The sequence below is a fragment of the Prevotella pectinovora genome, from assembly GCF_041323955.1.
GTDB lineage: Bacteria > Bacteroidota > Bacteroidia > Bacteroidales > Bacteroidaceae > Prevotella > Prevotella pectinovora.
This window is the reverse complement of the sequence record NZ_JBGLIV010000001.1, coordinates 2,645,783-2,657,982: the sequence shown is the minus strand read 5'-3', so window position 1 is coordinate 2,657,982 and position 12,200 is coordinate 2,645,783. Positions and strand designations below refer to the sequence as shown.

Annotated in this window: 10 protein-coding genes; 9 read left to right on the top strand and 1 reads right to left on the bottom strand. The window is 50.1% G+C overall.

Going from position 1 to position 12,200, the window contains the following annotated elements; genetic code table 11:
- Positions 1–145: 145 nt before the first annotated feature.
- The 8 genes from ACDC99_RS10335 (at position 146) to ACDC99_RS10300 (ending at position 10,073) form a co-directional block, all read left to right on the top strand.
- The gene (locus tag ACDC99_RS10335; RefSeq protein ID WP_278841154.1) at positions 146–1,957 is read left to right on the top strand and encodes an AMP-dependent synthetase/ligase; all 1,812 of its coding nucleotides are present in this window, start codon (positions 146–148) and stop codon (positions 1,955–1,957) included.
- A gap of 30 nt (positions 1,958–1,987) precedes the next feature.
- Complete coding sequence (prfB, locus tag ACDC99_RS10330) at positions 1,988–3,112, top strand: peptide chain release factor 2 (protein WP_278841152.1); 1,125 nt, start codon at positions 1,988–1,990, stop codon at positions 3,110–3,112.
- 106 nt (positions 3,113–3,218) lie between these two features.
- The gene (locus tag ACDC99_RS10325) at positions 3,219–3,359 is read left to right on the top strand and encodes a hypothetical protein (protein WP_156132550.1); all 141 of its coding nucleotides are present in this window, start codon (positions 3,219–3,221) and stop codon (positions 3,357–3,359) included.
- 17 nt (positions 3,360–3,376) lie between these two features.
- Entirely contained in the window at positions 3,377–3,883 is a 507-nt protein-coding gene (locus tag ACDC99_RS10320; RefSeq protein WP_022317379.1) for a CYTH domain-containing protein, read from the top strand.
- Between the two features lie 86 nt (positions 3,884–3,969).
- Positions 3,970–4,902, top strand: a complete 933-nt coding sequence (locus ACDC99_RS10315) for a helix-hairpin-helix domain-containing protein (protein WP_370756699.1) — start codon at positions 3,970–3,972, stop codon at positions 4,900–4,902.
- Positions 4,903–4,991: 89 nt separating this feature from the next.
- A complete protein-coding gene (locus ACDC99_RS10310) occupies positions 4,992–6,221 on the top strand; it encodes a nucleoside recognition domain-containing protein (RefSeq protein WP_287072640.1) in 1,230 nt (409 codons plus the stop codon).
- A 103-nt stretch (positions 6,222–6,324) separates the two neighbouring features.
- Complete coding sequence (locus ACDC99_RS10305) at positions 6,325–7,824, top strand: oligosaccharide flippase family protein (protein ID WP_044072944.1); 1,500 nt, start codon at positions 6,325–6,327, stop codon at positions 7,822–7,824.
- 122 nt (positions 7,825–7,946) lie between these two features.
- Positions 7,947–10,073: a S46 family peptidase gene (locus ACDC99_RS10300; RefSeq protein ID WP_022317375.1), complete on the top strand. Its 2,127-nt coding sequence runs from the start codon at positions 7,947–7,949 to the stop codon at positions 10,071–10,073.
- 133 nt (positions 10,074–10,206) lie between these two features.
- Here the strand turns inward: ACDC99_RS10300 and ACDC99_RS10295 are convergent, their stop codons facing one another.
- Positions 10,207–10,503, bottom strand: coding sequence for a hypothetical protein (locus tag ACDC99_RS10295; protein WP_022317374.1), 297 nt, complete (start codon positions 10,501–10,503; stop codon positions 10,207–10,209).
- Between the two features lie 935 nt (positions 10,504–11,438).
- On the opposite strand from ACDC99_RS10295, the gene ACDC99_RS10290 reads away from it, so the two are divergent.
- Positions 11,439–12,083 (top strand): hypothetical protein, encoded by a 645-nt coding sequence (locus tag ACDC99_RS10290; protein WP_370756698.1) that lies wholly within the window; start codon positions 11,439–11,441, stop codon positions 12,081–12,083.
- Positions 12,084–12,200 lie beyond the last annotated feature (117 nt).

The window sequence follows — 12,200 nt, the reverse complement described above, 5'->3', positions numbered from 1 at the left end:
CCCCAAACCGACTAATCGGGCGGTTTGGGGTAAATCATATCCGATTTTTTGTGCCGTATGAAAAAACTTTATTATCTTTGCATAAATATAGGTGGAAGAAGTCTCGCCGTACGACGAGGCGCTGCACCCGAAAAACAGAACAATTATGCAGACTAAAAGTCATTTGTCAGTCTTGGTTCACGACCAGGCAAAGAAGTATGGCGACCGCGAAGTGCTTGTATACAAGGATTTCGGAGGCAAGACATGGAAGTCATACACATGGAACGAATTCTCATACAAAGTGAAAGTCGTGTCCAACGCATTGCTCAACTTCGGTGTCAAACCGCAGGAGAACATCGGAATATTCTCGCAGAACTCCGTGCAGTATATTTTCTGCGACTTCGGAGCGTGGGGCGTGCGTGCCGTGACAATACCTTTCTATGCCACAAGCAGCGAGCAGCAGATACAGTTCATGATAAACGATGCTCAGGTACGTTTCCTCTTCGTGGGAGAGCAGGAGCAGTATGACAAGGCACACCGCGTGTTCTCTCACTGTCCTACGATGGAGCGTATCATCATCTTCGACAACAACGTGAAGATCGACCCCAACGATTCCAACGCCGTATATTTCGACGACTTTCTGAAGCTCGGCGAGAACCTGCCGCGCCAGACCGAAGTGGAAAAACTATATAAGGAGGCGTCGCCCGACGACCTCGCCAATATCCTGTATACCAGCGGAACCACAGGCGACAGCAAGGGAGTGATGCTCAGTCATCTGCAGTATAGTGCCGCCATTGAAGCCAACGACAGGGCGGTGAAGGTGACGGAGAACGACCGCGTGCTCAACTTCCTGCCATATGCCCACATCTTTGAGAAGGGATGGACGATACTGTGTATCTCGGAGGGTGCTACGCTGATTGTGAACACCGATCCGCACGAAGTGCAGAAGTCAATGAAGGAGACACATCCCACGAGCATGTGCGCCGTGCCGCGCTTCTGGGAGAAGGTCTATACAGGAGTGAAGGAGAAGATAGACAGTGCGAACCCCATACAGCGCAAACTCTTCAAACACGCCCTTGCCGTGGGCAGAAAGCACAACATCGAATATCTGAGCCGCGGAAAGCGTCCGCCTTTGGCACTGCACATGGAGTATGAGATGTATAACAAGACATTGTTCAGTCTCGTGCGCCACGAGCTGGGACTCGAACACACCAACATCTTCCCGACGGCAGGAGCCACCGTGTCGTCATATGTTGAGGAATTCGTGCATTCCATCGGACTCACCATGGTGGTGGGCTACGGACTGACGGAGAGCCTTGCCACCGTGACCTGCGACAGAGTGGGAGAGAAACCCTATACCATAGGGTCGGTGGGCAGACCTATCCACAACATAAAGATAAAGATCAGCGATGAGGGCGAGGTGTGCCTCAAAGGCCCTACCATCACCAAGGGTTACTACAACAGACCCGATATTACCGCACAGTCGTTCGACGACGAGGGATACTTCAAGACTGGCGACTCGGGATATATGAAAGACGGTGAGCTGTTCCTGAAAGACAGGATAAAAGACCTCTTCAAGACATCCAACGGAAAATATATCGCACCACAGATGATAGAGGCGAAACTGCTCGTCGACAAGTTCATCGACCAGATAGTGATTATCGCCGACCAGCGCAAGTTCGTGTCGGCACTCATCATTCCCGAATACGGTGCCCTCGAAAAATACGCCCAGGCCAACGGCATCAGCTTCACGTCAAGAGGAGACCTCTGCAGCAACGGCAAGATACACCAGATGATAACCGAACGCATAGAAACGCTGCAGCAGCAGCTCGCCCACTATGAGCAGATAAAGCGATTCACGCTGCTGCCCAAGCCGTTCACTATGGAGAGCGGAGAGCTGACAAACACCCTGAAGATGCGCCGAAAGGTGATCAATGAGCATTATAAGAACGAAATAGAAAAAATGTATGCCGAGTAACTCCTCGCCATACCATATACAAGAAGAATAATGATAACGCAAGATCAATTGAAAGACGTGTTGGAGCGTGCCGACGCTCTGCACAAGTATCTGGAAATCGACAAGAAGAAGGTGGAGTTTGAAGAAGAACAGCTCCGCACGCAGGCCCCTGACTTCTGGGACGACCCGCAGAGGGCGCAGGAACAGATGAAGAAGGTGAAGGGCATTGAGAAATGGATCACCGGATACAAGGAGGTTCGTACCTATGCCGAAGAGCTGAAGCTTGCCTTCGACTTCTACCATGACGATATGGTGACCGAGGAGGAAGTGGACGAAGACTATGCCAAGGCGATAAAGGCGATTGAAGACCTGGAACTTATGAACATGCTGCGCCAGAAGGAAGACCCTATGGACTGTGTGCTGAAGATAAACTCGGGAGCAGGCGGTACGGAGAGCCAGGACTGGGCATCGATGCTCATGCGTATGTATATGAGATGGGCTGAGTCGCATGGCCACAAAGTTACGATTAGCAACCTGCAGGAGGGCGACGAGGCCGGAATAAAGAGCGTCACCATGGAGATAGAAGGCGGCGAATACGCCTACGGATATCTGAAGAGCGAGAACGGAGTACACCGCCTCGTCAGAGTCTCGCCGTTCAATGCGCAGGGCAAGAGAATGACGAGCTTCGCCAGTGTGTTCGTGTCGCCGCTCGTCGATGATACCATAGAGGTGTATGTAGACCCGTCGAAAGTGAGCTGGGACCTCTTCAGAAGCGGTGGAGCCGGAGGACAGAACGTGAACAAGGTGGAAACCGGAGTGCGTCTGCGCTACCAGTATGTCGACCCGGATACCGGCGAGGAGGAAGAAATCCTCATCGAGAACACCGAGAGCCGCAAGCAGCTCGAAAACCGCAACAACGCCATGCGACTGCTCAAGTCGCAGCTCTACGACCGCGCCATGAAGAAGCGTCTCGAAGCACAGGCGAAGATTGAGGCAGGAAAGAAGAAGATAGAGTGGGGAAGCCAGATAAGAAGTTATGTCTTTGATGACCGTCGTGTGAAAGACCACCGCACCAACTACCAGACCTCTGATGTGGACGGAGTGATGGACGGCAAGATCGACGGATTCATAAAGGCGTATCTCATGGAGTTCCCCGTGAACGACGAACAGCAATAATACTATTATTGTAATCGCAAATAATATCATTAATGTAATCGCATGTCGTCGGCAAGGATTCTTCGCATAACGGCAATATGATTATGGATCTAAATAATTTTGTACTATGAGCAAGAAAGGAAAAGACCGCCGCGAGCGCTATCAGGAGCGCCAGGCTAAAGAAGGAGTAAAGGTGTTCAACTGGATATTGGGTGCCCTCGCCATAGGAGCATTGGCATTCATCATCTATTTCGCGACACAAGGTTAATCAAGGAAAGACTGCTGATGAGTGGACTTGAGATAGAAAGAAAGTTCCTCGTGCACAAACGCGACGACGAATACAAGCGACAGGCTTATTCGTCGTCGCGCATCAAGCAGGGGTACATATGCAGCGGTCATGGCCGCACGGTGCGTGTGCGCATCCGCGACGAGAAGGGATACCTTACCATCAAGGGACCGTCGGTAGACGGAGGACTCTCGCGCTATGAGTTTGAGAAGGAGATAACCCTCGATGAGGCGGAACACCTGATGCAACTCTGTGAACCGGGAATCATCGACAAGACGCGGTTCCTTGTGAAGAGTGGCAGACATACCTTCGAAGTAGACGAGTTTTATGGTGATAACGAAGGACTCGTGATGGCAGAAGTGGAGCTTCAGAGTGAAGACGAGGCATTCGAAAAGCCTGGTTTCATCGCAAAAGAAGTGACCGGAGACGCCAGATTCTATAACTCCTATCTTCGCCAGATGCCTTTTGTGCTGTGGCGCAACCAATTGCCGGAGGAGTTTCGTTGACCAACCGACAGCAAATGCCGATTTCTTCCCGTTGACGAATCTGCGGGAGGGATAGTCTTGCTGACAATACAATAAAAAAGCCAGGGATGCCATTAGGAGATTTCTTTTATTTCACGAAGTCAGACCGCATAGCGACGATATTCATCGTCAGTCTCGTCATAATTCTGGCGGTGACATCATATTTCGTGGTCTGTTCCGGCGATGATTTCTTCGTCGGAACCCCTGCCGACAGCACCGCGGTGGCTGGCGGGAAGGCTCTTGGCGCTGGAGAGAAAGAATATTATAATGTGGAGGGAAGAAAAGCCGAACTCTTCCCCTTTGATCCCAATACGGCAGACAGCACACAATTGTTGAGGCTCGGACTGAGCCAATGGATGGTGAGAAATATATACCGCTATCGTGCTTCCGGAGGAGTATACCGGGAGCCGAAGGATTTTGCGCGCCTCTACGGACTTACCGTGAAGCAGTACAGAGCGCTCGAACCATATATCCGCATCAGTGCTGACTACAGACCGGCATCGGAGCTGTATACCGATGACCGTTCCGCCTACGACCGCCATGGCTCGCCATCGGCAGAATACAATGACGCTCCGCCGAGAGACACACTGAAATTTCCCCGTAAGCTGCGCCCCGGAGAGACCGTGCCGCTCAACACCAGCGACACTACACTGCTGAAACGGGTGCCGGGAATAGGTAGCGGATACGCCATCGCTATAGTGAGAAAGCGCGAGCGGCTGGGAGGCTTCTATTCCGCAAGGCAGTTGCTCGAGATAGATGGACTGCCCGAACAGGCTCTCCAGTATGTCAGCGTGGACGAAGGGGCGGTGACGAAGCTTAACATCAACAAGCTGTCGTTCTCAAAACTCCGTCAGCATCCATACATCAATTACTACCAGGCACGCGATATCGTTGACTACCGTCGGCTGCGCGGAGATATAAAGTCACTCAAAGACCTGCGCCTGCTGAAATCGTTCACGCCGGCAGACATAGAAAGGCTCAGCCATTATGTGACCTACTGACGGATGTTTTTCCGCTAAATAACCGGCAAGGACAGATACAACAGGGAAAACAGACAATACAACATAAAATAACCAAAACATTATCAAGCATGGTGCTGAATTACATTTGGATAGCGTTTTTCGTCATAGCCTTCGTCATAGCGTTGGTGAAGTTGATCTTCATGGGCGACTTCGAAGTGTTCCCGGAGATGATGGGGTCCACGTTCGAGTCGTCGAAGGCAGCCTTTAAGATTTCCCTCGGACTGACCGGCGTCCTTTCGCTGTGGCTCGGCATAATGAAGGTGGGAGAGAAGGGCGGAATGGTGAATGCACTGGCAAGGCTGCTCTCGCCGGTGTTCTGCAAGCTCTTTCCCGACATACCTAAGGGGCATCCCGTTACTGGCTCCATATTCATGAACATAGCCGCCAACATGCTCGGACTCGACAATGCGGCGACGCCGCTCGGACTGAAGGCAATGGAACAGCTGCAGCAGCTCAACACGAAGAAGGACACGGCAACGAATCCGATGATAATGTTCCTTGTGCTCAATACCAGCGGACTGACGCTGATTCCCGTCAGCATCATGGTATACAGGGCGCAGCTCGGAGCGGCACAGCCCACCGACATATTCATCCCCATCCTCCTTGCCACATTCTTCTCTACTATGGCAGGAATAATAATCACGAGCCTTTATCAGCGCATCAACCTTCTCAACAAGGTGATGCTGCTCACCGTCGGCGGCATGTCGCTCGCCGTGGCAGGCATTATATGGGGATTCGGACAGCTCGACAAAGACCAGATGAACATAGTGAGCACCACGGTGGCGAATATCCTGCTCATGACTATTATCGTGGGGTTCATTATGGCAGGAGTGAGGAAGAAAATCAACGTTTACGACGCTTTCATCGAAGGAGCGAAGGAAGGATTCCAGACCGCAGTCAGGATAATACCATACCTCGTGGCAATACTCGTGGGCATCGGAGTGTTCCGTGCGTCGGGAGCCATGGACATGATAATCGACGGAATAAAATGGACAGTAGGAGTGTTGGGCGGAAACACCGATTTCGTGGGAGCGTTGCCTACAGCACTCATGAAGCCGCTCTCCGGCAGCGGAGCACGTGGAATGATGGTAGACGCCATGACGACATACGGTGCCGATTCCTTCGTAGGCAGGCTTAGCAGCGTGTTCCAGGGCTCCACCGACACCACTTTCTATATCCTCGCCGTATATTTCGGCAGCGTGGGCATCAGATACACCAGACATGCCGTGGCATGCGGACTTCTGGCAGACCTTGCCGGAGTAATCGCGGCGATAGCGATATGCTATATGTTCTTCTGATGCAGCATAGGGGCATAAGACCTGCATACACGTCAACAAGAAACAGAAAACAGCATAGCGGCAAGGCATCCTGACCATGCCGCTGACAAACAAACATAAGCAAATGGCAAATTTAAAATCACTCGCTAAGGATACGGCAATCTATGGATTGAGCAGTATCGTAGGAAGATTCCTCAACTATCTTCTCGTGCCGCTATACACGGCAAAGCTGTCGGCAGCGAGCGGCGGCTATGGTGTCATAACCAATGTCTATGCCTATACGGCATTGCTGATGGTGATACTGACATACGGAATGGAGACCACCTTCTTCCGCTTCGCCAACAAAGAAGAAGAGAATCCGCAGACAGTATATACCACTACACTCATCAGTGTGGGCTTCACCTCACTGATGTTCATAGCCCTCGTGCTGCTCTTCATCAATCCCATATCCGCCTTTATGGGCTATGCCGACCACCAGTCGTATATATGGGTGATGGCGATTACCGTTGCCATCGATGCCTTCCAGTGCATACCGTTCGCATACCTCAGGTATAAGAAGCGCCCGATAAAGTTCGCTGCCCTGAAACTCCTCAACATCTTCATGGCGATAGTCCTCAACATCGTGTTCTTCCTCATTCTGCCCAATATCTACGAGGCAAACGGCGGCACCGGGTTCATATCCGCCATCTACGACCCTACTGTCGGGGCAGGCTATGCGTTCTATGTCAATCTCTTCTGTTCTGCCATCCTCACGTTCTTCTTCTGGCGGGAACTCGTAGCACAGAAATATTCGTTCAGCAAAGCGCTCCTGCGCCGCATGCTCAGCTATAGCTGGCCCATCCTCGTGCTTGGCATCGCCGGCATCCTCAACCAGACAGCCGACAAGATTCTCTTCCCTTATATATATAAAGGAAGCGATGCCCATTCGCAGCTCGGCATCTATGGCGCGGCAAGCAAGATAGCCATGATCATGGCTATGATAACACAGGCGTTCCGCTATGCCTACGAACCGTTCGTCTTCGGCAAGTCTAAAGACAAGGACAACCGTGAGACCTATGCCAAGGCGATGAAATACTTCATCATCTTCACCCTCCTTGCCTTCCTCGTGGTGGTGGGCTATATGGATGTGCTGCGCCATATCATAGGCAGAGACTATTGGGACGGACTGCGTGTGGTGCCTATCGTCATGGCGGCAGAGATAATGATGGGAGTGTATTTCAATCTCTCATTCTGGTATAAGCTCATCGACAAGACCATCTGGGGAGCGTATTTTTCAGGTGCGGGATGCGCCGTGCTGATAGCGGTCAACGTTATATTTGTGCCTCGCTACGGATATATGGCATGTGCCTGGGCTGGTTTCGCGGGATACGCCACGGCGATGGTGCTCTCGTATTTCGTGGGACAGCGCAAGTATCCCATTGCCTATCCGATGAAAGACATCTCCGTTTATGTCCTGATCACCGTAGTGCTGTATTTCTGCATGACCACGGCAAATGCCAGACTCTCCACACCGCTCGCCCTGACGGTGAATACAGTGCTTGGCGTCCTCTTCATAGCATATATCGTGAAGAAGGATTTTCCGCTCAGCGGATTGCCCGTGATTGGCAGGCATTTCCGCAAATGACAGGCATCAGCGGAGAAATTGAGAAATTATGAGGATTAAAAAGCGATATTTTCATCCACAAGCAAGTACAGTTGGAAAATATATCGTATTTTTGCCGAAACTTTAAATTAAATATACGAAAAATGAGAAAGAAATCATCAATCCTGTTAGCAGGACTGTTGGCTCTGTCTGCTGGCAGCGCCAAGGCTGACGAGGGAATGTGGACTCTCTACAACCTTCCCCAGGCAGTGTATGAGCAGATGAAGACCTACGGTTTCAACCTGCCTTACGACGCACTCTACAGTGGCGACGACGCCATCATGAAGTCTGTTGTCAACTTCTCCGGATTCTGTTCCGGTGTAGTGGTGTCGCCAGACGGACTCGTCTTCACCAACCACCACTGTGGTTTCGAGGCTATCCGCAGTCATTCTACTGTAGAACACGACTATATGCTCAACGGCTTCTATGCCAAGAGCTATGAGGAGGAGTTGCCAAACGAGAACATGTTCGTGAGCTTCATGGTGGAGCAGAAGGATATCACTGACGAGCTCACCAAGAAGGGACTCTACAACCTGCCTATCAACAAACAGTCAGAATTCCTCGATTCCATCGAGAATGTGATGTCTAAGGAGGTGAAGGCAGCAGACCCTACACTCCGTCTTGAAATCAAGCCATATTTCGAAGGCAACAAGTTCTACGCCACGACATACCGCGATTTCACCGACTTGCGCCTCGTCTTCACCGTGCCTAAGTCTATGGGTAAGTTTGGTGGCGAGACCGACAACTGGATGTGGCCGCGCCAGACCTGCGACTACTCTGTCTTCCGTATCTATGCCGATCCTAAGACAAACGGTCCTGCAGCATACTCTAAGGACAATGTGCCTTATCGTCCGAAGCATTGGACTAAGGTGTCGCTCGACGGATACAAGGATGGCGACTTCGCCATGACAATCGGTTATCCGGGCACTACCAACCGTTACCTCTCATCATACGGTATCAAGGAGCGTCGCGATGCCGACAATGCCCCACGTGCACAGGTGCGTGGCGTGAAGCAGCAGATCATGATCCGCCACATGCGTGCCGACGAGGCAGTGAGAATCAAGTATGATTCCAAGTATGCACAAAGCTCCAACTACTGGAAGAACTCCATCGGAATGAACAAATGTATCGATTCCATCGGTATTATCCGTCAGAAGCAGGAGTTCGAGCAGCGCATCAAGGCTTATCAGGACAGCACCGGCTATCTGAAGGGCAAACTTGATTTCGACAAGATGAAAGACCTCTACGCCAAGCGCTTCGACGTGCAGTATGTGTTCACCAACTGGATTGAGGCTTTCAACCGCACCAGCGAGTTCAATACACGTGCTTTGCAGGTGCTCGGAGGAATGGAAGTAAAGGGTCCTAAGGACAAGCCGGCAAAGCAGTATGTGCAGTTCGAGGACAACAGCAATGCTTGGGACGAGGCTCTCGACAAGGACGTTATGGCAGCTCTGCTCAAGAACTACCGTGAACATGTAGACGCCAAGTATCTGCCGGCTTGCTATGCCAAGATCGACAAGGACTTCGGCGGCGACTACAAGAAGTTCGTTGACTATCTCTACGCCAAGTCTATCCTCATGAAGAGCGGTGAGAAGATATTCTTCAACAAGAAGAACTACAAGAACGACCCGGGTGTGCAGTATGGTCTTGACATCAAGGCTATCTATGACGAAGTGATCGAGAAGATCCGTGCCCTCGCTCCGGAAATCAAGCAGCAGGAGCGCTATCTCTGCGACGCCAAGGTGCGTATGGAGGAAGACCTGCCACACTATAGCGACGCCAACTTCACTATGCGCCTGAGCTACGGACAGGTGAAAGACCTCGTAGTCGGCGGTAAGCCAGCAGGCTACTACACCACTTCAGAGAGCATCGTTGAGAAGATGAACACTGGCGACAAGGTAGTGGATTATTACGCTGAGCCAGAGCTGAGAGACTTGATGTCGGCAAAAGACTTCGGTCGCTACACCGACAAGGAGAGCGGAAAGATGCAGCTCTGCTTCCTCACCAACAACGACATTACCGGTGGTAACTCCGGTTCACCGATGTTCGACGGCAACGGAAACCTCATCGGTCTCGCCTTCGACGGCAACTGGGATTCACTCTCAAGCGACATCCGTTTCGATCCGGTACTTGCCCGTTGCATCGGCGTTGACATGCGCTATGTAATCTATCTCATGGACAAGTGGGGTCATGCAGACCGTCTGCTCAAGGAGATGGGAATCGACAAATAAGTAATCACCCTCCCCAAACGGTCGATTTGGGTTGAAACGATAACGAAATAAACGGCGGCAGCCTCACGCTTGAGGTCTGTCGCCGTTTCGTCATTTTGTGAAATTGAAAGTATATAAGGTGTTTTCCATGGTATTACTTCTTCATTGCCTTCCTGCACCTTGTCACTGCCGAACCGAGCCATGCAACGGCTAACAGACGGACAGCCACCGACAGGTCGGCAGGGAATATGCAGGCGAAGAATGCCAGCTGCACCTCTATCAGGCGCCATGTCTGACCGATAGACAGCTTTCTTTCCAGCACGCTCGAGTAGTATTCGCCCAACAGGCGGACCGGTTCTGATGCCCATGCGCCTATCTTGCTGATAAGCTCCGTGAAATCAATGTTCTCATTCTCATTCACGCCAGTTGTCAAAATCATTTTCTTCTCCATATCCTTAAGTTTTTTATTTTCTGTTTTTACTTTGTCCTTTCTCTCCCGAAGAAGCCCCGTAGGGTCTTGGGCTTATCCAAACCTATGATGACCGGTTCGGGACAGATAGCCCTGTTTTCCTCTTCCTGTTGCAAAGATATATGGAGTTTTTGCACAATAAGTTCACAAGACAAACTATTTCTGTTAAATATGATATAACATATTGCCAGTTGGCGGAATTAATTTAACCAAACAAAGTCCACTTTTCCAAAACCAAAATCCAAGTAACCCCTAATGACCGGTTGGGGTTTAAGTTACTCGATATGAGTAAAAGTTGCCCATAACGCTGATTTTTAGTAAAAAATAAGAATTTTCAAAAAAACTGTCAGATCATCTGGTTTTTTGTCGTAATATTCTGATAGACAGACAGTTGGTTGTCTGGCGATTGTCAGGCAATTGTCTGGATGGTTTGCTGATGAAAGGAATTGTCAGATGTGAGGAAATACCTGATGAAAGGAATGTCATCTGTGAGTAATTCATTCTACAGGAATAGTATGCGTTGACAGTATCCTGAAACCGGAAAATGAGTATTACAACATTCTCTTATTGGGCAGACGTCTGACAGCAAATCTGCCCAACAGGGGCAAGCAGCGTGCCCCACTTGAGAAAGCACCTTGCCTCACTTGGGCAAGCATCGTGCCCATTTGTGGTCAATTTATTGGTCAATGAGTTGGCTGGTGTCGTTATATTTCAATAGAGATAGAAGAAAAACAGGACAATACGCATAGAACTTTGTACGTAATGACACATCTATTTACTCTTTGAAACCCTGAAAAACATATTCTTCCGTTAATTTTGCCGGCAAGAAATGAATACCCATTGTCAATACAAGAACAATCAAATATAAATCAAGTCAAACTTCACAACTTTATTGTTAAACTAAAAACTATATTATTATGAAAAGAAATCTATTCAGAATCTTCGTGGCATTCGCAGCTTTCTTCTTTGCTGCACAACCGGCAGACGCACAGTTTGGGAATATCCTGAAGAAGGTGACAAAAACTCTGGACACGGTATCTAAGAAGGACGCCAAGATCAAACGGACAGATCCTGCAGCCAGCAAGGATATGCCGCCACAGTTCGTTGGTACTACCACCACATCAGAGTCTGGAGCCACCGTCATCAATCCTTTTGCCAAGGATGTAGACATCCAGTTGGTAGGTGCCTATGGCAAGAGCACCTCAGAGAACTACGGCACCGTGACCCTCGTGCTGAAAGTGAAGATGATAGCCGACAAGTCGCGTATCAGTCTCGGCGGTGTTGGAGATTTTCCTAATTCAGACCTTCGCAGCGTAACAATGTTCGTTGACCAAGACGGTGAATCTTATACGCCAGACGGCGGCACTACATCCGACTCTTTTGACGTCAGTGAGGGAGTTTATGTGAAACTGAAGCTCGATGGTACCTATACAAGATTCGAGAATGTGAAGAAGACCGCCAAGGTGATGCAGGTGCTGAAGCTCGGACTGTATGTTGATGCGGCAATCAGAGGATACATCACGATGAAGAACGTGCCTATTCAGTGGGACGTAGAGCCATAATTTGTCATCTTAAGCATAACCTTCGAAATTTCCCCCTGTCGTGGGGAATCAAACCCCACATTAGGGGGGTCCGTTTCCACGGTGTGGGGGGATTTCTGGCATGTATTTTTGTCACCT

Bases quoted from the DNA above. Each gene is read 5' to 3' on its own strand.
- ACDC99_RS10335 (WP_278841154.1), top strand. From the start codon at position 146: ATGCAGACTAAAAGTCATTTGTCAGTCTTGGTTCACGACCAGGCAAAG.
- prfB (WP_278841152.1), top strand. From the start codon at position 1,988: ATGATAACGCAAGATCAATTGAAAGACGTGTTGGAGCGTGCCGACGCT.
- ACDC99_RS10325 (WP_156132550.1), top strand. From the start codon at position 3,219: ATGAGCAAGAAAGGAAAAGACCGCCGCGAGCGCTATCAGGAGCGCCAG.
- ACDC99_RS10320 (WP_022317379.1), top strand. From the start codon at position 3,377: ATGAGTGGACTTGAGATAGAAAGAAAGTTCCTCGTGCACAAACGCGAC.
- ACDC99_RS10315 (WP_370756699.1), top strand. From the start codon at position 3,970: ATGCCATTAGGAGATTTCTTTTATTTCACGAAGTCAGACCGCATAGCG.
- ACDC99_RS10310 (WP_287072640.1), top strand. From the start codon at position 4,992: ATGGTGCTGAATTACATTTGGATAGCGTTTTTCGTCATAGCCTTCGTC.
- ACDC99_RS10305 (WP_044072944.1), top strand. From the start codon at position 6,325: ATGGCAAATTTAAAATCACTCGCTAAGGATACGGCAATCTATGGATTG.
- ACDC99_RS10300 (WP_022317375.1), top strand. From the start codon at position 7,947: ATGAGAAAGAAATCATCAATCCTGTTAGCAGGACTGTTGGCTCTGTCT.
- ACDC99_RS10295 (WP_022317374.1), bottom strand. From the start codon at position 10,503: ATGGAGAAGAAAATGATTTTGACAACTGGCGTGAATGAGAATGAGAAC.
- ACDC99_RS10290 (WP_370756698.1), top strand. From the start codon at position 11,439: ATGAAAAGAAATCTATTCAGAATCTTCGTGGCATTCGCAGCTTTCTTC.